The organism is Flavobacterium sp. XS2P24 (assembly GCF_030010285.1).
GTDB classification, from domain to species: domain Bacteria; phylum Bacteroidota; class Bacteroidia; order Flavobacteriales; family Flavobacteriaceae; genus Flavobacterium; species Flavobacterium algoritolerans.
The window spans coordinates 45,094-71,258 of the sequence record NZ_JASCRU010000009.1; the positions used below are offsets into that span (position 1 = coordinate 45,094).

21 protein-coding genes and 1 riboswitch are annotated in these 26,165 nt (G+C 34.4%); of the genes, 3 read left to right on the forward strand and 18 right to left on the reverse strand.

Annotated features, from left to right (window positions below):
- Window position 1 precedes the first annotated feature (1 nt).
- From QLS31_RS08470 to QLS31_RS08520, 11 genes are all read right to left on the reverse strand, one after another.
- Complete coding sequence (locus tag QLS31_RS08470; RefSeq protein ID WP_282743498.1) at window positions 2–1,246, reverse strand: GTP-binding protein; 1,245 nt, start codon at window positions 1,244–1,246, stop codon at window positions 2–4.
- 154 nt (window positions 1,247–1,400) lie between these two features.
- Window positions 1,401–2,300 (reverse strand): sulfate adenylyltransferase subunit CysD, encoded by a 900-nt coding sequence (gene cysD / locus QLS31_RS08475; RefSeq protein WP_099713587.1) that lies wholly within the window; start codon window positions 2,298–2,300, stop codon window positions 1,401–1,403.
- Window positions 2,301–2,367: 67 nt separating this feature from the next.
- Complete coding sequence (locus QLS31_RS08480) at window positions 2,368–3,069, reverse strand: phosphoadenylyl-sulfate reductase (RefSeq protein WP_282743499.1); 702 nt, start codon at window positions 3,067–3,069, stop codon at window positions 2,368–2,370.
- Between the two features lie 14 nt (window positions 3,070–3,083).
- A complete protein-coding gene (locus QLS31_RS08485; RefSeq protein WP_099716196.1) occupies window positions 3,084–3,986 on the reverse strand; it encodes a sulfite exporter TauE/SafE family protein in 903 nt (300 codons plus the stop codon).
- Window positions 3,987–4,104: 118 nt separating this feature from the next.
- Window positions 4,105–4,515, reverse strand: a complete 411-nt coding sequence (locus QLS31_RS08490; RefSeq protein WP_099713589.1) for an Rrf2 family transcriptional regulator — start codon at window positions 4,513–4,515, stop codon at window positions 4,105–4,107.
- Between the two features lie 189 nt (window positions 4,516–4,704).
- A complete protein-coding gene (locus QLS31_RS08495; protein WP_282743500.1) occupies window positions 4,705–5,877 on the reverse strand; it encodes an aminotransferase class I/II-fold pyridoxal phosphate-dependent enzyme in 1,173 nt (390 codons plus the stop codon).
- A 134-nt stretch (window positions 5,878–6,011) separates the two neighbouring features.
- Window positions 6,012–6,431: a tautomerase family protein gene (locus QLS31_RS08500; protein WP_282743501.1), complete on the reverse strand. Its 420-nt coding sequence runs from the start codon at window positions 6,429–6,431 to the stop codon at window positions 6,012–6,014.
- Between the two features lie 11 nt (window positions 6,432–6,442).
- Window positions 6,443–6,877: an OsmC family protein gene (locus QLS31_RS08505; RefSeq protein WP_282743502.1), complete on the reverse strand. Its 435-nt coding sequence runs from the start codon at window positions 6,875–6,877 to the stop codon at window positions 6,443–6,445.
- A gap of 179 nt (window positions 6,878–7,056) precedes the next feature.
- On the reverse strand, window positions 7,057–9,471 hold the full coding sequence (gene thrA / locus QLS31_RS08510) for a bifunctional aspartate kinase/homoserine dehydrogenase I (RefSeq protein WP_282743504.1): 2,415 nt from the start codon (window positions 9,469–9,471) through the stop codon (window positions 7,057–7,059).
- A gap of 19 nt (window positions 9,472–9,490) precedes the next feature.
- Entirely contained in the window at window positions 9,491–10,453 is a 963-nt protein-coding gene (locus QLS31_RS08515) for an alpha/beta fold hydrolase (protein ID WP_282743505.1), read from the reverse strand.
- 78 nt (window positions 10,454–10,531) lie between these two features.
- Window positions 10,532–10,668, reverse strand: a riboswitch (SAM riboswitch).
- A 231-nt stretch (window positions 10,669–10,899) separates the two neighbouring features.
- On the reverse strand, window positions 10,900–11,109 hold the full coding sequence (locus QLS31_RS08520) for a hypothetical protein (RefSeq protein ID WP_282713117.1): 210 nt from the start codon (window positions 11,107–11,109) through the stop codon (window positions 10,900–10,902).
- Window positions 11,110–11,868: 759 nt separating this feature from the next.
- On the opposite strand from QLS31_RS08520, the gene metK reads away from it, so the two are divergent.
- Complete coding sequence (gene metK / locus QLS31_RS08525) at window positions 11,869–13,119, forward strand: methionine adenosyltransferase (protein ID WP_121340876.1); 1,251 nt, start codon at window positions 11,869–11,871, stop codon at window positions 13,117–13,119.
- A 134-nt stretch (window positions 13,120–13,253) separates the two neighbouring features.
- Here the strand turns inward: metK and QLS31_RS08530 are convergent, their stop codons facing one another.
- Window positions 13,254–15,956 carry a carboxypeptidase-like regulatory domain-containing protein gene (locus QLS31_RS08530; protein WP_282743506.1) on the reverse strand — a complete coding sequence of 901 codons (2,703 nt, stop codon included), beginning with the start codon at window positions 15,954–15,956 and terminating at the stop codon, window positions 13,254–13,256.
- Window positions 15,957–16,013: 57 nt separating this feature from the next.
- Window positions 16,014–16,904 carry a GLPGLI family protein gene (locus QLS31_RS08535; protein WP_282743507.1) on the reverse strand — a complete coding sequence of 297 codons (891 nt, stop codon included), beginning with the start codon at window positions 16,902–16,904 and terminating at the stop codon, window positions 16,014–16,016.
- 114 nt (window positions 16,905–17,018) lie between these two features.
- Here QLS31_RS08535 and QLS31_RS08540 point away from each other — a divergent pair, with 114 nt between their 5' ends.
- Window positions 17,019–17,810: a hypothetical protein gene (locus QLS31_RS08540; RefSeq protein WP_282743508.1), complete on the forward strand. Its 792-nt coding sequence runs from the start codon at window positions 17,019–17,021 to the stop codon at window positions 17,808–17,810.
- The gene (locus QLS31_RS08545; RefSeq protein WP_099713600.1) at window positions 17,810–18,424 is read left to right on the forward strand and encodes a deoxynucleoside kinase; all 615 of its coding nucleotides are present in this window, start codon (window positions 17,810–17,812) and stop codon (window positions 18,422–18,424) included. Before QLS31_RS08540 ends, QLS31_RS08545 begins: the two co-directional genes overlap by 1 nt.
- Before the next feature lie 68 nt (window positions 18,425–18,492).
- Here QLS31_RS08545 and QLS31_RS08550 read toward each other — a convergent pair whose 3' ends face one another.
- The 5 genes from QLS31_RS08550 to QLS31_RS08570 form a co-directional block, all read right to left on the reverse strand.
- Window positions 18,493–20,952 carry a sodium-translocating pyrophosphatase gene (locus QLS31_RS08550; RefSeq protein WP_282743509.1) on the reverse strand — a complete coding sequence of 820 codons (2,460 nt, stop codon included), beginning with the start codon at window positions 20,950–20,952 and terminating at the stop codon, window positions 18,493–18,495.
- 111 nt (window positions 20,953–21,063) lie between these two features.
- Window positions 21,064–21,594: an inorganic diphosphatase gene (locus QLS31_RS08555; RefSeq protein ID WP_099713603.1), complete on the reverse strand. Its 531-nt coding sequence runs from the start codon at window positions 21,592–21,594 to the stop codon at window positions 21,064–21,066.
- A gap of 106 nt (window positions 21,595–21,700) precedes the next feature.
- Window positions 21,701–22,303: a DNA-3-methyladenine glycosylase gene (locus QLS31_RS08560; RefSeq protein WP_099713604.1), complete on the reverse strand. Its 603-nt coding sequence runs from the start codon at window positions 22,301–22,303 to the stop codon at window positions 21,701–21,703.
- Between the two features lie 98 nt (window positions 22,304–22,401).
- The gene (locus QLS31_RS08565; protein ID WP_282743510.1) at window positions 22,402–24,888 is read right to left on the reverse strand and encodes a DUF5686 and carboxypeptidase-like regulatory domain-containing protein; all 2,487 of its coding nucleotides are present in this window, start codon (window positions 24,886–24,888) and stop codon (window positions 22,402–22,404) included.
- A 133-nt stretch (window positions 24,889–25,021) separates the two neighbouring features.
- Entirely contained in the window at window positions 25,022–26,002 is a 981-nt protein-coding gene (locus QLS31_RS08570) for a pyruvate dehydrogenase complex E1 component subunit beta (RefSeq protein ID WP_091204253.1), read from the reverse strand.
- Window positions 26,003–26,165 lie beyond the last annotated feature (163 nt).

Below are 26,165 nucleotides of genomic sequence, written 5' to 3' on the forward strand. Positions count from 1 at the left end.
TTTAGTTTATAAATCCAACTCCAGCAGTTGTGTTGGTTGCAGCATCAATTAAAATAAAAGCGCCGTTTGATTTGTTGTCATTATAGGCATCAAAATACAAAGCTTTGCTTAATTTAATATTTACTTCGCCTATTTCATTTATAGCCAATTGAGTCGCTGGTGTAACTCCAGAATAATCTGTAGCGATTACGTTTTTCACGCTTTCAATTTTTGCCAAAACTCTGTTGGTATTGTGTTGTACCAAATATTTTGTTCCTGGAACTAACTTTTTGCTGTCCATCCAACAAATCGTTGTATTGATATCTTTTTCGATTTTAGGAAGTTCATTCGATTTTACAATCATGTCTCCTCTTGTAACATTGATATCATTTTCCAATTCTAAAGTAATCGAAGAACCTGCTGTCGCTTCATCAAATTGCTGATCGAAAAAGTGAATATTAGTCACTTTAGATTCTGTCAAAGAAGGAAGAACCGTTACCGCATCACCCACTTTGATATTGTTCCCGTATAATTTTCCGGCATATCCTCTAAAATCATGATACTCTTCCGTTTTTGGTCTGATAACCGTTTGAACTGGGAAACGTGCTTTACCTGTTTCAAAAATATCTTCTGGCTCTAAAGCTTCTAAGTGTTCCAAAACCGTTTGTCCTGTGTACCAAGGCATGTTCTCTGATTTATCAGCAACGTTTCCTCCATTAATAGCACTCAACGGAATATAACTTACGTTTTGCTCTTTGAATGAACTTTTGCTGTTCAATGCCTGAAAATCAGCTTTGATTTTGTTGTATACTTCTTCCGAATAATCAACTAAATCCATTTTGTTTACCGCAACAATCACTTCTTTTACTCTCAATAAATTATTGATAAAAAAGTGTCTGTACGTTTGCTCAATAACGCCTTTACGAGCATCAATCAAAATGATTGAAACCTGCGAAGTCGAAGCTCCCGTAACCATGTTTCGTGTATATTCTACGTGACCCGGAGTATCGGCAATGATGTAACTTTTCTTGGCTGTCGAAAAATAAATATGAGCTACATCAATCGTGATTCCTTGTTCTCTCTCAGCAACCAAACCATCGGTAGCCAAAGAAAAATCAAGATAATCATATCCTTTTTGCTTGCTACTTTTTTCTATTGCTTCAATCTTATCTGTAGTCAACGATTTTGTATCGTATAATAATCTCCCGATTAAGGTACTCTTTCCGTCATCTACACTTCCTGCTGTTGCTATTTTTAAAACTTCCATTCCTTGTTTTTTGTTTGAAGTTTAAAAGTTTAAGGTTTTCAAGACACCTTATGTAAACTTCTAAATTTGATTTTTTTATTTTAAATGTTGAATTATAAATTTTAAATGTGTCGGAACAATTCATAATTTATAATTCATACCTTATAATTATTTTCTAAAAGTATCCTTGTTGTTTTCTTTTTTCCATCGCGGCTTCAGAACGTTTGTCATCTATTCTGGCTCCTCTTTCTGAAATAGTCGAAGATCTGATTTCGCCTACTACTTCTTGAATTGTTGCTGCGTAAGAATCAACAGCTGCCGTACAACTCATATCTCCAACGGTTCTAAAACGAACAATTCTTTCTTCGATTTCTTCATCTTCTTCTTGGTATACAAATGGAGAATGTGACCAAATCATACCATCTCTCAAGAATACTTTACGTTTGTGTGAAAAGTAAATCGATGGGATTTCGATTTGCTCTTGCTCAATATAACTCCACACATCTAGTTCAGTCCAGTTAGAAATTGGAAAAACACGAACGTTTTGACCATTTTCAATTTTTCCGTTCAAAATATCAAACAATTCCGGACGTTGGTTTTTCTCATCCCATTGACCAAAATCATCACGAACAGAGAAAATACGCTCTTTAGCTCTTGCTTTTTCTTCATCACGACGCGCACCACCAATACAAGCATCAAATTTAAATTCTTCGATTGCATCCAAAAGTGTAGTTGTTTGCAAACTGTTTCTGCTGGAATATTTTCCAGATTCTTCTACAACTTTACCTTCGTCAATAGCATCCTGAACATTACGAACTATTAATTCCAAACCTAATTCAGCAACTAATTTGTCTCTAAATTCAATTGTTTCCGGAAAATTGTGTCCAGTATCTACGTGCAACAATGGAAAAGGAATTTTTGCAGGAAAAAAAGCTTTTTGCGCTAAACGCACCAATGTAATCGAATCTTTTCCTCCAGAGAAAAGTAAAACCGGCTTGTCAAATTGAGAAATTACTTCTCTAAATATGTATATCGCTTCGCTTTCTAAAGCGTTTGTTTTTAATATGGTACTCATTATTATTTGGTAATTTGTTTATTTGTTTATTCGGTTAAACGACCAAACAGATAAACGATTAAACTTTTTATTTTTGGTGTAAACCACATTCTTTATGACTTGATTCCCATGACCATCTTCCTGCTCTGATATCCTCGCCTTCGGCTATAGCTCTTGTACAAGGCGCACAACCAATGCTTACAAACCCTTTTTTATGTAAAGCGTTTTGTGGCACATTATTTTTTTCTAAATAATCCTCCACTTCTTTCAAAGTCCATTTTAATAATGGATTGAATTTTATGATATTGAAATGAGCATCATATTCAAAAGCTGCCAGATCATTTCTATTTTCCGATTGCTCGGCTCTCAAACCGGTAATCCAAATTTCATTTCCTTTTAAAGCTTTAGTCAACGGTGCTACTTTTCGAATGAAACAACATTCTTTTCTATTCTCCACCGATTCGTAAAAGCTATTTGGTCCTTTTTGATTTAACAAATTTTCAACTTCAGAAGCTTCCGGAAAATAAACTTTAATTTCCTTTTTATACTTTTTCAATGTCTTATGAAAAACGTCATACGTCTCTTGAAATAATCTCCCTGTGTCCAATGTAAAAATGGTAATTGGTAAATCATTTTGACCAATCAAAGCCGTAATCACCTGATCTTCCTGCCCAAAAGAAGTAGAGAAAACTACTTTATCTTTGAATTCATTAGCTAAAAACGAAAGTGTTTCTTCAAGTGAAAAATCCTTTGTTTTTTCTAATAAAGTATTGGTTATTGCTATGCTCATAATTTCGTTTCTATTTATAATAATTTAGACAGTGTTTTTAAACTCAAAACAATAATTAAAATCCCTACCAAAATCATCATAGGTTTTCTCTTTATTTTATTGACTAAAATAGCGGCAATTGGAGCGGCAATCACACCACCTAAAATCAACCCTATAATCACTTGCCATCCTTGTATTCCTCCAAAAAGCATAAATGTTACACCACTGGCAAAAGCTACTGCAAACTCGGCTGCATTTACAGAACCTATAGTATATCTTGGATTTCTGCCGTTTCCAAGTAAAGTTGAAGTCACAATTGGTCCCCATCCGCCACCACCGACAGCATCCATAAAACCTCCAAAAGAAGCCAAAACACCTAATTTTTTAGTTTTCTTTTTAATGATATTTTTTTTCAATGCTTTTCTAATAATTATAATGGCCAGCGCAATCATATATACGGCTATAAATGGTTTAATCGCATCTCCGTCAATCACATCCGACAGTAAATAAGCACCGGCAATAGAACCTAAAACACCCGGAATTAACAAATGCCTCACTAGTTTTTTATTAATATTCCCAAATCGATGATGAGAAATTGCTGAAGCTCCAGTAGTAAACATTTCAGCAACGTGAACTCCTGTACTGCTGATTGCGGGCGGAATTCCATACGCCAATAAAAAAGAAGTAGAAGTTGCTCCATAACCCATTCCTAAAGTTCCATCCACTAATTGCGCAAAAATCCCGATACAGAAAAAGATTAAAAATTCCTGATTAAAACCAGCCAAAAAACCATTCCAAGAAAACTCAGCATAATGATTGTAAACTAATGTCGAAAACAACCCTATCAGCAAAACAACAGGAATTACAACCCATAAACGCTCCGCGAAAGTATTTCCCGATTTTACATTGACATTAACCTGTTTCAATTCTTTGTTCATGCTTTTATAATTCAACTGTTTTTTATTATTTAAATCCATTACCCTATCGGAATAGTAGATTACTGTGCAAAAGTAAAACTTTTAACTTAACTACAAAAAATTTTTTGCGATTTATTGTCTAAAATGCAATATCAGCCAGTGTATTGTTTTCCAATATCATAAGCGTATTGTCGCGAACTTCTGTCATTAGTTTACGAACTGCACAAGTGGCCTCATCCGTACAGTCGTCACATGGCTCATAAAAATTGTGGCTGGCACAAGGAAGTAATGCAATTGGCCCTTCGAGAATTCGATAGACATGGGCCATATTTATTTCCTTAGGGTCTTTTATCAGATAATAGCCTCCGCCCTTTCCTTTTTTGGCTCCTAAAAAACCAGAATGGCGTAACAGTAGTAAAATACTTTCCAAAAACTTAATCGAAATATGTTCACTCTTCGCTATTTCAGCAATTTGTATCGGTGTTTGATCTTTCTGGCGTGCCAAAAAAGTCAATGCTTTGATTCCGTATTTTGTTTTTTTTGAAAGCATTTAAAAGATATAAAATTGAAGATTAACGATTTTTGATTGCAGATTTCAAAGCTATCTGAAATCAACATTCTTTTTATATTGTAACAACAAAAATATACTTTTTGATTTAAGAATAGTGAATGAAGATTAACGATTTCTAATTTGTAGTTAATCTGCAATCAAAAATCGTTAATCTGCAATCAAAAATCCTTACGAAAGTGCCTGCTCTAAATCGGCAATCACATCTTTCACGGTTTCCAATCCTACAGAAACACGCACCAAACCATCTGTAATACTCACCGCCAAACGTTCCTCAACAGTTAATTTACTATGTGTTGTTGATGCCGGATGCGTTACAATCGTTCTCGTATCACCTAAATTTGGAGACAACGAACATAATTTTATTTTATCCAAAAATGCTCTTCCTTCTTCTATTCCGCCTTTTATTTCAAATGCAACGATGTTACCGCCTAATTTCATTTGCTTTTTGGCAATTTCATATTGCGGATGCGATTTCAAAAAAGGATACTTCACTTTATTAACCTGGGGATGGCCTTCCAAAAACTCAGCCACTTTCAAGGCATTTTCACAATGTCTATCTAAACGAATCGCTAAAGTTTCTAAACTTTTTGATAATACCCAAGCATTAAATGGAGATAAGGAAGGACCGGTAAGTCGAGAAAACAAATAGATTTTTTGAATCAATTCAGCGTCTCCAACGGTAATTCCACCCAAAACTCTACCTTGACCATCTATTAATTTTGTAGCTGAATGCACTACCAAATTTGCCCCCCATTTTATCGGTTGTTGTAAATAAGGTGTCGCAAAACAGTTGTCAATAATCAAAATCAAATCATGCTTTTTGGCAATAGCACCTAACAGTTCCAAATCGATAATATCTACCGCTGGATTGGTTGGAGATTCTGCAAAAAGTATCTTTGTATTAGGTTTTATGAAACTTTCAATGGTTTCAGGCTTATCGATGTCAAAATACGATGTTTCAATTCCCCATTTTGGAAAATAATTAATAAACAATGAATGTGTCGCTCCAAAAACACTACTTGCCGAAACAATATGGTCTCCGGAGTTCAACAAAGCCGCCAAAGTTGAATACACAGCCGCCATTCCTGAGGCAAAAGCAAATCCCGATTCAGCACCTTCCATTTTACAAATTTTCTCTATAAATTCGTTGGTATTTGGATTGCTGTATCGGCTATAAATATTTCGATCTTTCTCCTCAGCAAAAGAAGCTCTCATATCTTCGGCATCTTCAAATACAAAACTAGAGGTTAAGTATAAAGGCACGGAATGTTCTTGAAATTGTGTTCTTTCTAATTGAGTACGTATGGCTTGGGTTTCAAAACCAAATTCTTGTTCGTTCATTTTATTTTTTAATTTAAAGTTTAAAGTTGTTGGGATACAAATGCAACACTCTATTTCTTAAAGATATAATTTTTTGTTTTTACAGCGCCGGCAAGGTTTTTTTTTTAGCCGTGTAAGTATGTCTTTAAAATTTTCTAATTCTCCAATTGTTTTTCTAATTCGTTTCTAACGGTCATTGAAATTCCGTCAAAACCCCAACCATCTGGATTCAACTCTTCAATTATGAAAAAATTGGTTAAGTCATTGCTGCCCAATACGTTTTGCACTAATTTTTTTCCGGCCTCAATTACCGAAGTCATTTCGACTGGATTACTTGTTCCTTTGGAAATTTTGATATTAACATACGAAACCTTTCCATGATTATTTTGCGTCTCTTCCAATGACTTTCCTCCAACAATCCAATTTTCGGGGTCTAACTCATCTATTGTAATTACTGTTAAGTCTCTATTTCGTCCCATCAAATCAGCAATGATATCCATTACACCATCGACTAATAATTTTTTTTGTTCTTTGTTTACCTGCTCTTTTACAAATTTTAAATTTACGTATGGCATCTTATGTCTTTTTAGTTTTTGTCTAATGGTTTATTGTTCAGAACTACTTTATAAATAATAGTCGCTGTTGGTTCTAATGTTTTAGAAACCGAACAGTATTTTTCGAAAGAAAGTTGTGCTGCCCTCGCTGCTTTTTCTTCATTAATAGGACCTTCCAAAAAGAATACTACTGTAATATCCTTGAATGGTTTCGCTTCTCCTACTTGTACACGTTCCCCTTCAACCTCGGCTTTGAAAGAAGTGATTTCCTGACGTTGTTTTTTTAAAATCGAAATCATATCAATAGCGCTACAACCCGCAACACCCATCAATACTAATTCCATTGGACTTGGACCTTTATCGTCTCCGCCAAATTCTGGTCGGCTATCTACATTTACAATGTGTCCTCTTTCATTTTTTAATTCAAAGTGGAAATTGTCGTTTACTCTGTTTAGTGTAATTTTCATATTAATCCCCTCCCCAACCCTTTCGCCACGGCGAAAAGGGAGCCAAGACTGGAGGCTGTCCCTTTTTTAATTAATTATATTTGTTCAGACGCGGATAAAACGGATTTGCTATCGCAAAAACTCGGATTTTTGTTTTTTACATCTGAAATCAAAAATCGTTAATCCACAATCTTAAATCTTTACCCTTTATCTGATAATCTCAAAATATCCCCAAAAACGCCTCTTGCCGTTACTGCTGATCCTGCTCCTGCGCCTTGAATCACGATAGGTCGGTCTCCATACGATTCTGTGTAAATTTCGAAGAAAGAATCAGAACCCTTCAATCCGCCTAAAGCCGTATCTGATGGTACAGAAACCAGTTTCACTTCCAGATTTCCTTTATCATTTTGCAAATCGCCTGATAATTCACCTATGTATCGCAACACGTGATTTGGTTTTTGTTCCGCTTTTATTTTAGCATAGATTGGATCAAACTCCGTCAGTTTATTTAGAAAATCAGAAACTTCACCTTCTCTCAAATGCTCTGGAATTAAATTTTGAATATCAATTTCTTCAAACTCATTTTGCAAGTCTAATTCTCTTGCCAAAATCAATAATTTTCGACCTACATCATTCCCACATAAATCTTCTCTTGGATCTGGCTCGGTATAACCGTTATCAATTGCTTCTTTCAATATTTCACTAAACGGCGCGTCTTTAGCAGAAAAATTATTGAATAAATAACTCAATGTTCCAGAGAAAACACCTTTAATTTTAGTGATGTTTTCTCCTGAAAGGTGTAATAATTTGATCGTATCTATTAACGGTAACCCCGCTCCAACATTGGTTTCATAAAGATAACTCTTTTGATTATCTGCTAATACTTTTCGTAGTTTTTTATAAAAACTATAACTTAACGTATTGGCCACTTTATTAGACGATATCAAATCGAAACTACTTTCTGCCAAAGGAATGTAATTTTCAACAAATGTGGCACTTGCCGTGTTATCAATCGCAATCAAATTCTCTAAGTGATGCTCATTCGCGTAAGCAATTACATCATCGATAGTATAAGAAAAGCCATTATTTTGGATTTCATTTTTCCAGTTTGGAGTAACACCGTTTTTATTTAAAAGTACATTACTTGAATTGGCAATAGCAAAAACATTCAACTTAATGTCTTTTCTTTTTTCGATGGTTGCTGCCGATTCCAATATTTGGTTAATCAAAGTTCCACCTACTAATCCATGTCCGAAAATAGCGATATTGATTTTCTTTGAAACTCCAAAAATCTCTCCGTGAATCACGTTTAAGGCTTTGTTCAGTTGCGATTTTTTCACAACCAAACTCACATTTTTACCGGTAACGGTATTATTGAAAAGAATCGGGACAATTTTATTTTTTATCAAAGCTGTATATGGCTTGTGAAACGTGCTTAAATCCTGGCCAATGATAGAAATCACCGAAACATTATCAGTAACCGTTATTTTATTCACATCCTTTGAATAGAAATCATTTTCGAATTCTTTTTCTAATTCAATCATTGCTTTAGTCGCTTTATCAGCGGCAACGACCAAACCAATTCCTCTTTCTGAAGAACCTTGAGAAATGATGCTTACGCTGATATCATTGTCGCCCATCACTCTAAAAATACGGGCATCAACGCCAGTTTTCCCCAGTAACCCTCTTCCTTCCAGATTAACTAATGATACATTTTCAAGTACCGAAAGTGTTTTAATTCCTTCCTTATTAGAATTGGATGTGATTAATGTTCCTTTATTTTCGTGGTTGAATGTGTTCAAAATACGAAGCGGAATGTTTTTTTCCAACAAAGGAATAATGGTTTTTGCATGAAGAATTGTTGCTCCAAAATTAGCCAACTCATTCGCCTCGTTAAAAGTCAAATGGTCGATTTTCTTAGCATCAAGCACCAATTCAGGATTTGCGGTATAAATTCCGTCAACGTGTGTATAATTCTGTAATTCGTCAGCATTTAAGTAATTCGCAATCAGTGAAGCGGTATAATTACTACCGTTTCTTCCTAAAGTGGTCGTGTCATTATTGTTATTAGAACCAATGAAACCGGTAACAATATTCACGGTAGTTCCGTTATTTTGTTTGAAATAATTGATGACATTTTTCTTTGAAATTTGTTCCAAAGGTTGCGCATCACCAAATTTAGAATCAGTTTTTATCAATTCTCGAGTATCGGCAAAACGGGCATTTATGCCATTTTCAACTAAAATAGCCGTCAGTAATTTTGCAGAAAGCAATTCCCCTTTTGATAAAATCTGGTCTTTAATTTTATTACTGTAATCGCCAATTAAGCTTACGCCTTCGAATAATTTTTCCAAAACATTGAATTCCTCAGATAAATCTACCTCTTGGTAATCATCTTGTTGGTATTTTTTAAAGTTCTCAAAAAGCGGTTTGTAATCTCCGTTTTTAGAAGCAATACCTAAAATTTCTTCTAATTCATCTGTAGCATTTCCACGTGCCGATACTACAATTGCAATTTCTTCTCCTTGATTTACTTTGTCGGTAATAATTGCAACTACTTTATTTATTCCGTCGCCATTCGATAAAGATTTACCTCCAAATTTTAATATTTTCATTGTGTTGTGTTTTTTTGGCTTAGAATATATCCTGAAGCAAATTGTGTAATTGTTTGTATTCTATCAAAAAAGCGTCGTGTCCGTGAATGGAAACTATTTCCTGATAGGTGACATTATTTTTATATTTTTTTAATTTCTTGTAAGTTGCTTTATTTTCATTTGCAGTAAAAAACAAGTCTGAATTGATTCCGATGATATGAATATCAGCTTCAATTTTTGACGTTATTTCTTCGAATGAAGAGCTATTTCTAGTAATATCTATCGTCTTCAATAATTGATTCATCATTTTATAAGACGAAATTTGAAAACGTTTTTGAAGTTTTTTACCATGATGATCCAGCCAGCTTTCTACATTGAAAATGGCTAATTCCTCATTAGTAGTTCTCTGGAATTTTGCAGTAAAAGATTCTGGAGTTCGGTAGCAAAGCATCGCATGAATTCGAGCATCTTCAATAGGTTTTGAAGAATTCTTTAGAATTTGCTCCTGCAAAAAACAATTGGCAATTAACCAATCTGTCGATTTCCAATCGGTTGCAATAGGAATTAAATGTTGTGTGATTTTTGGTTCTAAAGCAACCAATTCCCAAGCAATTCCTCCGCCAACAGAACCACCAATAATAGCATAAAGCTGTTTGATTTTAAGAAAATGAATGCCTTCAATAAAAATTCTGGCTATATCTCTGGTAGTAAAATCCGAATAATTTTCAATAACGGCATCATCAAAACCATTTCCCGGAACATTAAAAGCCAGTATTGTATATGTATTAGTATCGATGGTTTTGTGTGCACCAATTAAATCATTCCACCAACCTTTGTCTCCCACAACTTGGGAATTTCCGGTCAATGCATGATTTACCAAAACGATTGGAGCGGTATGTAAAGCCGGTCCAAAAACTTGAAAACTTAAGTTTAAGGCAGGGTAAAAAGCCCCACTTTCGGTGGTAAAATTTTGTACGGTAATAGATGTTGGTTTATTTTCCAATTTCAAATCTTTTATGATTTTTGATTTGTGTCTGGAAATATTAGAAAGAAAGCTAGAAGTGAACTAGAAGAATTCTTTGTGTTATCTTTCCTTTAGATTTGAAATATCCCGAGGCTTCGGGACAGAATAAAGGTAGAATGCAGCACCTTCTTCGATAAATCGAAGGGTTGCTAAGGCTTCATCGGGTCTAATCCCTCTGCCTTTCTTTATAACATTTCAATACGTTTTTGAACTTAAAGGCACAAATTAACCACTATTTTTTTAAACAACCAAATTTTTATCAAATTGGTTCTAATTGATTTATTGCAAATTGACTTGAAAAAATCGCACGCATAATTATTATCCCGACGAAAGAGAAAACACCACATTAGGGTTTTATCTTTCGTCGAAATCATAATTTGAGATTTACCATCAAAGATTCAAAAGCTAAAACAACCATCACTTTTTTAAATAAAAAGTTCTTCATTTTCTTTTGAATACATTTGAAACAGCAATGAACTCGGCACTATTTTTTGTGCCAAAGGATCATTTTTTGAAATTTCAAATCTTGGATTAGTCAATTCATTTTTTGAATCGATTTCCTTTTTTGTTTTGGTTCTGAAACTAAAGCTTTTTAGTAACTGAAATGTCTTTGGAAAATGTTTTGATGTGCTCATAATCTTTTAATTTATGATGTTAGTTTTGTTTTAAATTATTTTTGAATTCTGAAATTCTCTATGCTTATTAACTAATCTGAATAAAAAAACCCTTTTAGATGCGTATCCAAAAGGGTTTTTTAAGTTGTGTTATAACTTATACTTTTGGAATCAACAGACACGAACGCACATAATGGCATTGGCGCAAATCATATTTTTGACTTTAAAATTATTTGTATTATGGATTTTCAGGTTATTCATTCTATGATTAATATTGTTTTATTTTCAGCTAAATAGAGTTCAAAAAAAAAGCCTCCCATTTTCTTGGGAGGCTTTTGCTATATAAATTTTAATTTAAATTTAAGCAATACACGACCCACAGGACTTTTCCTGAATGGCTTTTGACATATTACACACATTAAATTTCATGTTTTTTTTTTGTTGTAACAAATATGCTAACTATTTCTGAATTTTCCAAATAAGTTTTAAAAAAAATACAAAGAAAAATGAACCAAAGATTCCGTTTTGTATTTATATAAGTAGATGAAAAGATTTATAAGCAAAAAAAAGTTAAGATTAATTTGCAATTCAAAATGGTTTCATACATTTGCACCCGAATACAAGAGGAAAAATTTGAACTGATTGCAACCTCTTCATAATGAAATCAATTCATTATGGATACTGAAAATTTTTCAGTAGAAAAAATGCTAAAGCAGAAACTCTTCTTTAGTCCTTTTCAGCAATTATTTTTTCTCGCTTAATTTTAAAATAATAATTATTATGGCCTATTTATTTACGTCAGAATCTGTAAGCGAAGGACATCCAGACAAAATTGCAGATCAAATTTCGGATGCATTAATTGATAATTTTTTGGCATTTGATGCTGACTCAAAAGTAGCTTGCGAAACTTTAGTAACTACTGGCCAGGTAATTTTGGCTGGTGAAGTAAAATCAAATACATATTTAGACGTGCAACAAATCGCTCGTGATGTAATCAAGAAAATTGGTTACACAAAAAGCGAATACATGTTTGAAGCTAATTCTTGTGGAATTCTTTCTGCTATTCACGAACAATCTGCTGACATTAATCAAGGTGTTGACAGAAAAAATCCTGAAGAGCAAGGTGCTGGTGACCAAGGAATGATGTTTGGTTATGCTACTAATGAAACGGAAAATTACATGCCATTGGCACTTGATTTATCTCATAAATTATTGCAAGAATTGGCTATTTTAAGACGTGAAAATAACGAAATTACTTATTTGCGTCCGGATGCTAAATCTCAAGTAACTTTAGAATACAGCGATGACAATAAGCCAACTCGTATTGATGCTATTGTAATCTCAACACAACATGATGATTTTGACGAAGAAGCTACAATGCTTGCAAAAATCAAAAAAGACATTGTTGAAATATTGATTCCAAGGATTATTGCAAAAAATCCAACACATGCTCATTTATTCAATGATGCAATCCAATACCATATTAATCCAACTGGGAAATTCGTAATTGGAGGACCACACGGAGATACTGGATTGACAGGAAGAAAAATTATTGTGGATACTTACGGTGGAAAAGGTGCTCACGGTGGTGGTGCATTCTCTGGAAAAGACCCAAGTAAAGTAGACAGAAGTGCTGCTTATGCTACACGTCATATCGCTAAAAACTTAGTTGCAGCTGGTGTTGCTGACGAGATTTTAGTACAGGTTTCTTACGCAATTGGTGTGGCTAAACCAATGGGTATTTTTATTGATACTTATGGTACTTCAAAAGTGAATTTGACCAATGGTGAAATTGCTAAAAAAGTAGAAGCTATTTTTGATATGCGTCCTTACTTTATCGAGCAACGTTTAAAATTAAGAAACCCAATCTATAGCGAAACTGCTGCTTACGGGCACATGGGACGTACTCCAGAAACGGTTACTAAAACTTTTTCTGCTCCAGGTGGAAACGAAAAAACAGTTACTGTTGAATTGTTTACTTGGGAAAAATTAGATTTTGTTGACCAAGTTAAAACTGCTTTTGGATTGTAATCATCTAAAAAAATTATATCTAAAACCCGCAATTCAATTGGATTGCGGGTTTTTTTTTAGCCCTTCCCGAAGTCTCGGGAGGAAATAGAAATCCTTTGCTGAAGAAAGATTGAAATGTACAGCAGGAATAGCTCCTACAAATTATACTTTAAAGAGAAAATTACATAGCGTGGCTGAACAGTATATTGCGAAGTTCTGGTGGCAAACTGGCTGAAATTATCGTCATTTAATGAGGTTGTGTTCAATAAATTAGTTCCGCTTACTTTATATTCTAACTTGCTGCCTTTCTTTTGATAAATCAAACTGGCGCTCAAGAAATCATATTCATTATTGACCGTTTTCGTATTGTTATAATAATGATAAAACTCATATTCAGCAACGAAAGAGAAACTCTTTAAAAAGAAATAATCCAGTCTCGCAAAAGGTTTTTCGGTGTAAAAAGTAGTATTATTATAATCGTTAGTTACAATATTATATCCCAACTCTAAATTAGGCATATTCTTGTAATTTGTTGACGCTTTCAAAGTATAGCTTTGGGTAAAACTCTCGTTTGTTGACAACACATTATTCTGAATGTTATTGAATTTTGACCAATTCAAATTAGCTCCTAAAGATGCTTTGTAATTCTTCAAAAAAGAACGGCCGTACGAACCATTTCCTGACAAAGTTTCATCAGCAAAATCAGAATTAAAAGGAGATGACGTTTGATTAACTCCGTTGAAAACTGCTCTGGTTTTTATCGCATCGACTCTTTTCGAATACGTGGCAAAAGCAGTAATATTTTCAAAATTAAACATGTTGTATTTAAAGTAGCGCAAGGAATGCACTTGTGCGGTAGCGTTTTCCAAAAGTCGGTTTCCTTTAGTCAAACTGTTGTAATTAGAGAAAACAAATCCTTCAGCAAGTTGATTGATGTCCGTAAAATTATTGATATACGAAAAATTGTAGGTTAATGTTTCCGCTTTCTTGATTTGGTAAATAGCCAAGAAATCAGGTAATGCTCTGAAGAAATTTTGACTGTTACTGGTTCCTAATTGTCCATTAGTCATGTTATAACTATGCAGACTTACTCCTGGTGTAAACGTGAATTTTCCGCTCAAAATCTTATAATGCAATCCTAAAAACGTATCATTAAAATTGTAATTTACATCATTTGTATTGGCAATATCATCTAAATTATTGACTGTTTCGTTATCCAATATCTGAAAAATATTAGAGTTGAAATTTTGATGGGAATAGGTATTTCCTAACGTAACATTGATGTTGCTTTTTGGGGTAACCATGTAATAATAATCCAATTTAGCGTCAATCTTACTGGTTTTCACAAAACGACTTTGGTTGATGTTATTTCTGTTTTGCCCAGCAATATAATCGGCTAAATTAAACGGTTGCGATTGTAAATTAGCATTGTAAAAAGGATCTTCCTCTTGGTACAAATGTTGCATTTCGAAAGCAAAAATATTTTTATCGCTTTGCGTATAATACAAACTCAGGTTTTGATTTACCGAAATTGGATCTTGTTTTTTTAACGTATTGATGTTTTCTGTATTCGAATTACTGTTGACAATAGATTCTCTTAACAGTGAATTATTCTCGTCTAGTTTAGACAATTTGGTTAAAACATCATAATCAAATTGAAACCTAGCACTGGGTTTATAACTGGAACTCAATTTAAATAATCCCAAATTACTTTTTTGACTTGCAGTTTCCTGACGATTCTCTGTAGAAAGAATTTCAGAAGAATTAGGCTGTAAAATATTCGTTTGTGACTTTGTTTCTAAATCTGTTTCAGAAGAAGAAAGAATCCCAAAACCGCTTAAAGTCCACGCTTTGTTTACATTGTATGAAAAGTTTGTAGCTCCAAATTTAGTCTCAATTTCCTTGGCGCGATTATTCCTTAAAAGTGAAATCCCTAGATCATTCGAGGACACATTAAAACTGGAACCACCTTTTTGCATCATGCCTCTAAAACCACCCGTGAATTTAAAATAATCCTGAACTGTCAACGGCAATTCCCCAATATTATTGAAATTCGTAATTAAATTGATGCTGTATTTCGGACTGTAATAGAACAATTTTGGGTTTATCAAATAGCGGCTTTCCTCGTGTGCAACTCCTATTCCTGCGGTCATATCTCCAAACCAGAAATTTTTCTTTCCTGATTTCAATTTGATATTCATCGCAACATTATCCTGATTGTTCTCCACTCCTTTTAGTGCGCCAATTTCGCTGTAGTTGCGCAACACTTGGATTTTATCAATGGCATCAGCTGGAATATTTTTGACCCCTAACTTCGTATCACCATCAAAAAAATCTTTTCCTTCCACCATTAATTTGGACACTTTTTTCCCTTCGACTTCAATTTCGCCATCAGCGTTGACCTCAACTCCGGGTAATTTTTTGAGAATATCTTCCAGTTTTCGTTCTGTTCCGGATTTAAAGGAATCGGCATTATAAACAATAGTATCTCCTTTTATCGAAACCGGCATTTCCCGAACAATTTCAACTCCATCCAATTCGATTCCGCCTTCTTCAAGGGCAATATTTTTAATGCTGTTTTCTGAAGTTGTGGTAATTTCCAACTCTTTATTCTGCATTCCCAAATAACTGATTTTTAAGCTATATGCAGTATTTGGTTTTAGATTAAGAAGAAATTTTCCTTTATCATTTGTTATGGCGTAAGAATCCATTGCTTTTGTGGCTTTATTTACTGCCATTACATTGGCCATTTCAAGTCCAACTGTTTTTGAATCGGTTATGAGGCCTTCTAATTTAACGGATTGTGCAAAGGAAAATGAGGTAATAAAAAAGAGGGCAATTAGTATTGTATTTTTCATTTAGAAATTATGGATGAAATCTATAGTATTGATTTTAAACTCTGATTTGGCTTATTTTTATCCTCCAATTCTCATTCGCATTCCGCCATTTCCGCCACGTCCTTGATTCATCTCTCTGAACTCTTCCATTTTTTTCAATACGGTTTCGTCAAATTCTTTCTGAGTAGTAACTTTTCCTTTCGTTGACGCTTTTATTTCGGTTTTAACTTTAGGATTCAAAACTACTTTCGAACATAAAATAACCGTTTTACCGTCATTTACTTCCAATATCAAACCTGGTAATCCCCAATAGTTCTCCGGCCCTTGATTCACTGGGATTTCCGGCGTATACCAAGCTGTAATTATAGTTTCTTTCGGCATGTCCAACTCATCCATAAGATTAGTTTTCTTAGTAGCATCGGCTTGTTTTGCAGTTGCGGCATCTTCTTTTTTTGGTCTGAAATTTCTAAAATCGGTTTTACTTGCAAGACGCACAGCAGTTGCCTTGAAGCAATTGTAACCACCAATAACACGGGTTTCACCTTCCATTTTCCATTTTAAATTAGGCAACGAATCTTTTACAAGAAACTCTTTCCCCATGAACTCTTTATCAACAGTATATGATTTCTCTTTTACGTTTTTATAATACGTTCCGCCACCTCCGGTCATAGACATCATCATTCTCATTCCGCCACCACCTTGACCGGGAGTATCTAATTTTTCTTCTTCTTTGTATATCGATGCCGATTTATCAAAATTAAGAATAAACGTCTTTTCGAACATTTTCTTCATTCTTTCCTCTATCATTTTTTGCATATCCGGAGTCATCTCCTTATTGCCTTCCATTCGCGTTTTAAAATCGGAAGTACTTGTTTTCGATTCGTAAACTGCCATTCCTTGAAATTCCTGAGCGTGAAGTCCCATAAATGATGCGACTGCTAATACTAATGTGAAAATTACTTTATACATACTTTTGGATTTTAATAAATAAGACTGAAAAATACTATTTTTGTTACAAGTATTCTGTTAAAATAATAATAAGACAATCATAATTGTATATGGTTTAATCGTAATTTCGCTTTCATGAAGAAATTAGTATTTTTACTCTTTATCGCCTCTTTTTCAGTAGTATCGAGTCAGAACCAAAAATTGACTCCAACTAAAATTGACTTCATTCGTTTTGATGGAGATGCGTTTTTAGGATACGATTCGTTTGGCTTTTATTACACCATTAAAAACAATGTTTTTTCTAAAATCAGCAAACGAGATACTTTAGAATATAAAAATATTTCTTTGGGTAAAATCACTACAGTTGACTTGCAAAATCCGCTTAAAATCGTATTATTTTACGAAAATTTCAACAGTGTTATTGTATTGGACAATCAATTGAATGAAACTCAAAAAATCAATTTTTCAGACCATACGATTCCTATTGTAGCTTCAGCAATTGGAATAGCTTCTCAAAATCAATTGTGGATTTACAACACTATGAATCAGCAACTGGGACTTTATGATTATTTAGGTAATAACTACAAAACCATTTCGGTTCCTTTTACAGAAAACATTAAAAATTATTCTTCGGATTTCAATGTCTTTCATTGGATAGACAATAAAAACAACTGGTACGTATGTGATATTTTTGGAAAAATAATAAGTATGGGAATAATTCCTGATTATGATTTTGTTACTATTATTAACGAAAACCAGTTTCTCTATTCCAAGAACTCCATTTTGATTTTAGAAGATGTAGAAAAAGGCAAAAAAACTGAAATTGAAATTTCAGAAAAAACGTTTAAAAAATTCTGTTACAAGGACCAAATTTTATCTATTTTTACATCCGCAGGAATTACAAATTATAAAATCACAATACCGTAATGCACATAGCAATAGCAGGAAATATAGGTTCCGGAAAAACAACTTTAACTCGATTATTAGCGAAACATTTTAAATGGGAACCGCATTTTGAAGATGTAGTTGACAATCCATACTTGGATGATTTTTACCATCAAATGGAACGTTGGTCATTTAATTTACAAATTTATTTCTTGAATAGCCGTTTCCGTCAGGTGATGCAAATTCGCGAAAGCGGTAAAAAAATCATTCAGGACCGTACTATTTATGAAGATGCTCATATTTTTGCTCCTAACCTTTATGCAATGGGCTTGATGACCAATCGCGATTTCCAGAATTATTCTTCTCTTTTTGAATTAATGGAATCTACAGTTAAAGCACCTGATTTATTGATCTATTTAAGAAGTTCTATCCCTAATTTAGTGGGACAAATACACAAACGTGGTCGTGAATACGAAAACTCAATTTCTATTGATTATTTGAGTCGCTTGAACGAACGTTATGAAGGTTGGATTCAAACCTACGACAAAGGAAAATTATTAATTATTGATGTTGACAACATAAATTTTGTTGACAATCCTGAAGATTTAGGAAATATTTTTAACCGTATCGATGCCGAATTGAACGGATTATTCTAAAACCATTCCATCCTATAAACAAAAATGCCTCACAATTGCGAGGCATTTTTTAGTTACAAGACTTTTACTTATTTTAAAGAATCAATCTTAGTTTGCACTTCTTCGTCAGTTCCTTCAAATTTTTGAATAGTAACTTTCCCGTTGATACTTGTTTTAATAGTAGCTTTTACTTTTCCATCAACATTTGTTTTTTCGATAGAAACTTCTTTAGAAACCATTTCGGTAGCTACTCCGGAAGCATTCATGAATTTACATGTTTTACTGTCACATCCTTTTGCAAGACATTCTTCTTTAGACATTGAAGCACACATTTCTGTCGAAGCGCAACACGCTGCTTTATCAGAAATTGTATGACTTCCGTTTCCTAAAATTGGGGCAATTACCAAACCTATCAAACACGTCAATTTAATCAAAATATTCATTGATGGTCCAGATGTATCTTTGAACGGATCACCAACAGTATCTCCGGTAACGGCCGCTTTGTGCGCATCAGAACCTTTATACGTCATTTCACCATTAATCATAACTCCTGCTTCAAAAGATTTTTTGGCATTGTCCCAAGCACCACCGGCATTGTTTTGAAAAACAGCCCAAAGTACACCAGAAACGGTAACTCCAGCCATATAACCTCCTAACATTTCTGCAATTAATTGGTTGTTATCCGCATAAACTAATTTCCCTAGTAAAACAATCGCAATTGGGAAACCAATAGTCAAAATTCCCGGTAACATCATTTCGCGCAAAGCGGCTTTAGTAGAAATATCGACACATTTAGCATATTCCGGTTTTCCGGTTCCTTCCATAATTCCTGGAATTTCCCTGAACTGACGACGCACTTCATACACCATATCCATAGCAGCTTTTCCAACAGAATTCATCGCCAAAGCAGAGAAAACTACCGGTATCATTCCGCCCACAAATAACATGGCTAAAACGGGTGCTTTGAAAATATTGATTCCGTCAATTCCCGTAAACGTTACATAAGCAGCGAATAAAGCCAATGACGTTAATGCCGCCGAGGCGATTGCAAATCCTTTTCCAGTTGCTGCAGTTGTATTTCCTACTGAATCCAAAATATCGGTTCTGGTACGTACTTCTTTTGGTAACTCACTCATTTCAGCAATTCCACCTGCGTTATCCGATATTGGTCCGAAAGCGTCAATTGCTAATTGCATTGCTGTTGTTGCCATCATCGCCGAAGCAGCCAAAGCCACGCCATAGAATCCTGCAAAAGCATATGATGTCCAAATCGCAGCTGCAAATAATAAAACGGTTGGAAATGTAGAAATCATTCCTGTAGCCAGTCCTGCAATTACATTTGTACCTGCTCCGGTTGACGATTTTTGTACAATTGCCATAACTGGTTTTGTACCCAATCCTGTGTAATATTCCGTAACAGATGAGATAACGGCTCCAACCACTAATCCGACGATTGTAGCATAGAAAACACGCATTGACGAAATTTCTTTAGTTCCTTCTCCAAAGAAATCCATTTTCATGGTTTCCGGCAACATATATTGTACTAAAAAGAAACAAGCGATAGCTGTTAAAATAATTGAAACCCAGTTTCCTATATTCAATGCTTTTTGAACCTGTGCTTCTTTAGCATTATCATCTGTAATTTTTACTAACATCGTTCCGATGATGGAAAATAAAATTCCAAAACCGGCGATTGCCATTGGTAATAAAATAGGTCCTATTCCGCCAAAAGCATCTTGAATATTTCCGCCCATGTCTTTGATTACATAATTCCCAAGAACCATAGCCGCTAAAACTGTGGCAACATAAGAACCAAATAAATCGGCACCCATTCCGGCAACATCTCCCACATTATCCCCTACATTATCTGCAATTGTAGCAGGATTACGAGGATCATCTTCGGGAATTCCCGCTTCTACTTTCCCCACTAAATCAGCACCAACATCGGCAGCTTTTGTATAAATTCCACCACCAACTCTGGCAAACAAGGCGATAGATTCTGCTCCAAGAGAAAACCCAGCTAATGTTTCCAAAACAATAGTCATATCTTCAGTAGAAGTCCAAATTCCATTCATAAAAAAGTGAAAGAAGAAAATAAAGAAAGTGGTCAACCCTAAAACGGCTAAGCCTGCAACTCCTAATCCCATTACGGTTCCACCGCCAAAAGAAACTTTTAATGCTTGTGGTAAACTTGTACGGGCAGCCTGCGTGGTTCTAACATTTGTTTTTGTTGCTATTTTCATTCCCATATTCCCCGCTAAAGCAGAGAAAAAAGCTCCAAAAATAAAAGCAACTACTATTAATATATGTGTAGTAGGAACGATAAATGAAATTCCGGCCAAAACAACACTTGCTCCAATGACAAAGAAAGTCAATAACCTATATTCTGCTTTAAGAAAAGCCAAAGCTCCTTCGTAAATGTAATCTGAAATCTCTTTCATCTTACCGTCACCCGGATCTTGTTTTAAAACCCATGCTCGTTTTGTAAACATAAATGCCAGTCCAATAAATGCCATGGCTATTGGCAAATAAATCATTATTGTATTCATAATTTTGGTTTGGTTTTTGGTTAATATTAATAATGCAACAAAACGAAAATAAACAAAAAAGCAATACTCTTAACAGAGTATTGCTTTTTTTATAAAAATTATGGTAATTATTTATTTAATACTGAATAATCCTTCTGGTTTATTCTCAATTTGATTAAAACGCTCCGTACATTCTTTAATAATTGCGTACGCTTCGTTTACATCTCCCCAACCTTCAACATCAACTTGTTTGTTTTCAAGATCTTTGTACACTTGAAAGAAATGTTCAATCTCTTTTAATAAGTGTGGATTAATATCTGAAAGGTTTTCCAATGAATTCCAGATTGGATCTGAAACTGGTACACAGATTACTTTTTCATCTGGTCCTTTATCATCTGCCATGTGGAAAACACCGATTGGTTTTACTTCCATTACACATCCAGGAAAAGTTGGTTCGTTTACTAAAACCAAAACATCTAATGGATCTCCGTCCAAAGCTAATGTCTCAGGAATAAATCCGTAATCAGCCGGGTACATCATCGAAGAGAATAACATTCTGTCAAAACGCATTCTTTTTATTTCGAAATCATATTCGTATTTATTTCTACTTCCTCTTGGTATTTCGATTAAGACATCGAAAGTTGTTAATTTGTCTGCAGTCATTTTAGTTTTTCTTTTCTATATTTATGGGTGCAAAAGTAAGGAAAGTATCCCTTTTTACAATAAAAAATTAATGTTATCTCTTGATTAAATTTTAACAGTGAGTACTTTAGTAAACCACTGTCCTATTTCGTTTCTTTAAATAATGATGCCACAAAAGATAGGTTGCATAAGAACGATACGGACTCCATTGTATTGCATGAATTTCCATGGCATCTTTATCATGAATATCAAGCAATTCCTTTATGGTATTTACGACCGCAATATCTCCTAAAGGCAATAAATCCGGAGATTGCAGACAAAACATTAAATAAATATCGATGGTCCAGTTTCCTATCCCTTTGATTTTGATAAGTTCTTCACGTACTTGCTGAGCCGTTTTGGCTGGCAAACTTTCTAAATCTAGCTCTTTATTCAATATAGCTGTTGCCAAAGCTTTTATATACGATGTTTTTTGTCGGCTTACGCCAAGATTCCTAAATTCCTCGTCCGATATGTGAAGAAGAATTTCCGGTGCTATGGCTTTTTGACTGGCTTTTATTTTTAAAAAAGTAGCTTTGGCGGAATCTATAGATACTTGTTGTTCCAAAATTAACAATACCAAAGTCTCAAAACCTTGCGGTCTTTTGGGAATAGTTGGCATTCCGTATTGTTCAATAATTGACTTGAAAATGGTATCTTTTTCTAAAAGGTAGTCGATAGCTTCTTGCATAATCTGATGTTTTTTAGCCCAGATGGAAACGACATCCTTTTTATAAGGCGATTTTTCTTCGCCTTATAAAAAGATATAGTGTACAGCTGGAATAGCTCCTAAAAATTAAACCCGAACGATCCTTTTACAGTAAAACGATTCGTGTCAGGCGTATTGAGATAATTGCCTCGCCAAGCGAAATCGATGCGGAATACTTTGAAGATATTCCCAATTCCGGCGCTGTATTCCCAATACACTTTTTCTGGTGCATTGTATATTAAACCCGAAGCATTAATCGCTCTGTTTTCATCAGAAATGGTTCCATAAACCCCTTTTACGGATACAATTTCTCTCCAGTTGAGTTTACGCATAAACGGAATTCTGGAAAAAATTCGACCATTGAAATTGTGATTCCACTGCAAAGTAGCATACTGGTCTGACACAAATTCATAGAAATTAAGGTTGCTGAATGTGTTTTCTATGGTAAAATAAGTTTGATTCCCAGGAATAACACTCAGTAATCCTAACGGCACTTTCCCGAAGGTTTTCCCCACTTCCATAATAATATTGGTTCTTCCTAAAGGTCCTATAATTATGGGTTGTTTGTAATACAATTGTAATTTATCATATTTGAAATCACTGTTTAAAAGCCCTTTGAATCCATGACTGTAATTCACAAAAAAGCGACTATACGGACTGTCAACATTGCTTCTTTCAACTCCAAAACCTATGGTTTTTCTCTTTGGCGAATACTCAACCTGGAAATTAACTTCGGATTGTTTTACTTCACTTTCGGTAATCGAATTTGCTATATCCGTATAATAATCCAAGCTAAAAATAGTAGAAGCGGACTCTAGTGTACGATACGAAATACCGGCCTGAAACGTCAAGTTTTTTATGGGTTCTATTTCTATTGCAACGTTAGTCAAATTGATGTTAGTCAATTTCCCGTTGCTACCGGACGAAAATACGGAGGACGAAGCAAAACTTCTGCCCAAAACATCATTTGTGGTGGTTAAACTGGCGCCTATTTGTTCAATATCGCGCCTATTTCCTCCGGACAAAATGATTCGATTTTTCTTGTCAATCATCCATTTCCCTGAAAGTCCGTATTTGAATTTATCATCATCAAATCCATACGCTGTGTAGGCTTGAATACGCCAAGGATCGTTAGGTCCAAAATAGGTTCTTCCTCCTACTCGCAATCGCACTCCTTCAACTTCATTATATCCAAATGTGGAAAAAACAGGTCCGTAATCGAAGTTTTTAAATTCTACATAACCGCTTCCAAGTATCGAAACCAAACTATACAATCGCTTAAATTTATCTACGGTTTCCAACGTGTCGAGCATTTTATAAACGCCCAATTCATCCTTGCTTAGGTTTTCAAAACGGTTTTCATTCCAGTATTCATCCGTTTTATTGTAGACTTCGTCATCCATATAATTAACCTCATCTTTATAAAAAGATACTGGTTGCTCCTTATTAAATTGATGATTTCTATAAAAACTGGTTCGTTTACCGTAAACTCCTTTAGAATTTTCTTTTTTGTTTAAAGCAAAGTCAGACATTAGATAATCCTTAGTCAATAAGAAAACAGAATCACTGACCACTTCAAATTCTTGCTCTAAGTAAATATCTTTTACCCAGTTAATATTGGCGCTTTTGGTAACTGCCATATTGATTTTCTTTATGGCAAATGTCGAATCATTCACCCAAAAATCTCCTTTGAAAGTCAATTCGTTTTTTCGCCTTGGATAAAAAACAATATTATAACACCATTTTTTATCTATATACGCACTGTCTTTCAACACATAATTATAGACATCAATCCCTGTTTTAGACAACGGACTGGTAAAGCTTTTGTCAAAAAAAGTCAAGTAATTGTTGTAGATATTGTAATCCGAATACAAGTCTTTTACAAAAGTTAAAATTTGTTGATTCCCATTGAAACCAGACGTTTTATTGGCTTTTATTTTTTCTTTTACCTTCTTTAATTTATTATCACCATAAACATCATTGAGCGATTCATTTATAAAAATAGGCAAATAGGTTTTCCCAGTTACTCTGGAAGTATCCATTTGATCGAATATAAACTCCATTCCTTTGAAAAGCTTGCTTTTCATGAAAGCGCTGTCAATAGAATTCATGTCAAATTCTATTTTTTCATACTTTTCCATCTGGTATTGGTCAAACAAATAGAGTCCGTTTTTGCGTTTTCTTTCCCAAATTTTTTTAAGAATATCTAGCGCAGGATTATTTTTTTTAGACGTTTTTCCGGCAAAAACAACTACTTCGCTTAGGCTTTCGGCTTCACTCAGCTGAATTTTGAAATTGTAATTTACAAGTTTGTCCAAAATAATTTCTTTCTCAGAAAAACCTACTGAAGATATCAGCAAAATGGAGTATGATTTTTGGGATTCAAGATAAAACTTACCGTCTTCATTAGTCACAATCCCTTCACTGGAGCCTTTAAAAACTACATTTGCAAAAGGAATAGGCTGATTTGATTTGTCTACCACAATACCGCTCACTTTAGTTTGTGCAAAAACTGCGCTTGCAGAAACCAACAGAAAAAACAAGAGAAATAAGAGATTCTTTTTCATAATCATTCAAAAAAAAACTTCATCAAATAAATAATTGATGAAGTTTCAAATATAGGTATTTAGACATCTAGATTAATTGAAATTTAGACCGTCGACTGTTAAAGTTTATCTAAAAATCAAAATCTAAAAAAATTTATTTTTTATACATTACTTTTTTAACCGCTTTTACCACATCACCCGCATTTGGCAACCATTCTTTCAGTAATACTGGAGAATAAGGCGCTGGAGTATCAGCAGTTGTGATACGTTGAATTGGCGCATCCAAGAAATCAAAAGCGCGTTCTTGAACAATATAGGTAATTTCTGAAGCGACACTTGCAAAAGGCCAAGCTTCCTCAAGAACAACTAATCTGTTCGTTTTTTTAACCGATGTTAAAATCGTCTCATAATCCATAGGACGTACGGTTCTCAAATCGATAATTTCACAAGAAATTCCTTCTTTGGCTAATTCGTCAGCAGCAATATGCGCTTCTTTGATAATTTTTCCAAAAGAAACTATTGTTACATCCGTACCTTCACGTTTGATATCAGCAACTCCAAGTGGAATAGTGTATTCACCATCTGGCACTTCACCTTTGTCACCATACATTTGTTCTGATTCCATGAAAATTACAGGATCATTGTCACGAATAGCTGCTTTCAACAAACCTTTAGCATCATAAACTGTAGATGGAACTACCACTTTAAGACCCGGAGTATTCGCAAACCAGTTTTCTAATGCTTGTGAGTGAGTCGCTCCTAATTGTCCTGCCGAAGCTGTTGGACCACGAAAAACGATAGGCACATTAAATTGTCCACCAGTCATCTGACGCATTTTGGCAGCATTGTTTATAATCTGGTCAATCCCTACTAAACAGAAATTGAAAGTCATGTATTCTACAATAGGTCTACATCCGTTCATTGCTGATCCTACTGCAATACCAGTAAAACCAAGCTCAGCAATAGGAGTATCAATTACTCTTTTCTCACCAAATTCAGCAAGCATTCCTTTAGATGCTTTGTACGCACCATTGTATTCTGCAACTTCTTCACCCATTAAGTATATGGACTCATCGTGACGCATTTCTTCACTCATCGCTTCGCAAATGGCCTCTCTAAATTGTATCGTTCTCATATTATATGTTGTATGTGTCTAATTTTCGAAAAAGCAAAAATAAATATTTTATATCACTTAAAAGCATAAATTACTTTAAATTAATCATGATTTATAGGGATAATTTTCAGGAGCTATTTCCGGCTATCCGCTGTATCTTCCTGTGGCTAAAGGAGCCACAGGA

Coding starts and splice junctions, on each gene's coding strand:
- QLS31_RS08520 (WP_282713117.1), bottom strand. CDS start 11,109: ATGAGCACATCAAAACATTTTCCAAAGACATTTCAGTTACTAAAAAGC.
- QLS31_RS08470 (WP_282743498.1), bottom strand. CDS start 1,246: ATGGAAGTTTTAAAAATAGCAACAGCAGGAAGTGTAGATGACGGAAAG.
- thrA (WP_282743504.1), bottom strand. CDS start 9,471: ATGAAAATATTAAAATTTGGAGGTAAATCTTTATCGAATGGCGACGGA.
- QLS31_RS08480 (WP_282743499.1), bottom strand. CDS start 3,069: ATGAGCATAGCAATAACCAATACTTTATTAGAAAAAACAAAGGATTTT.
- QLS31_RS08485 (WP_099716196.1), bottom strand. CDS start 3,986: ATGAACAAAGAATTGAAACAGGTTAATGTCAATGTAAAATCGGGAAAT.
- QLS31_RS08505 (WP_282743502.1), bottom strand. CDS start 6,877: ATGAAAATTACACTAAACAGAGTAAACGACAATTTCCACTTTGAATTA.
- QLS31_RS08555 (WP_099713603.1), bottom strand. CDS start 21,594: ATGACTGCAGACAAATTAACAACTTTCGATGTCTTAATCGAAATACCA.
- QLS31_RS08535 (WP_282743507.1), bottom strand. CDS start 16,904: ATGTATAAAGTAATTTTCACATTAGTATTAGCAGTCGCATCATTTATG.
- QLS31_RS08495 (WP_282743500.1), bottom strand. CDS start 5,877: ATGAACGAACAAGAATTTGGTTTTGAAACCCAAGCCATACGTACTCAA.
- QLS31_RS08545 (WP_099713600.1), top strand. CDS start 17,810: ATGCACATAGCAATAGCAGGAAATATAGGTTCCGGAAAAACAACTTTA.
- QLS31_RS08540 (WP_282743508.1), top strand. CDS start 17,019: ATGAAGAAATTAGTATTTTTACTCTTTATCGCCTCTTTTTCAGTAGTA.
- QLS31_RS08490 (WP_099713589.1), bottom strand. CDS start 4,515: ATGCTTTCAAAAAAAACAAAATACGGAATCAAAGCATTGACTTTTTTG.
- metK (WP_121340876.1), top strand. CDS start 11,869: ATGGCCTATTTATTTACGTCAGAATCTGTAAGCGAAGGACATCCAGAC.
- QLS31_RS08500 (WP_282743501.1), bottom strand. CDS start 6,431: ATGCCATACGTAAATTTAAAATTTGTAAAAGAGCAGGTAAACAAAGAA.
- cysD (WP_099713587.1), bottom strand. CDS start 2,300: ATGAGTACCATATTAAAAACAAACGCTTTAGAAAGCGAAGCGATATAC.
- QLS31_RS08570 (WP_091204253.1), bottom strand. CDS start 26,002: ATGAGAACGATACAATTTAGAGAGGCCATTTGCGAAGCGATGAGTGAA.
- QLS31_RS08565 (WP_282743510.1), bottom strand. CDS start 24,888: ATGAAAAAGAATCTCTTATTTCTCTTGTTTTTTCTGTTGGTTTCTGCA.
- QLS31_RS08560 (WP_099713604.1), bottom strand. CDS start 22,303: ATGCAAGAAGCTATCGACTACCTTTTAGAAAAAGATACCATTTTCAAG.
- QLS31_RS08550 (WP_282743509.1), bottom strand. CDS start 20,952: ATGAATACAATAATGATTTATTTGCCAATAGCCATGGCATTTATTGGA.
- QLS31_RS08530 (WP_282743506.1), bottom strand. CDS start 15,956: ATGAAAAATACAATACTAATTGCCCTCTTTTTTATTACCTCATTTTCC.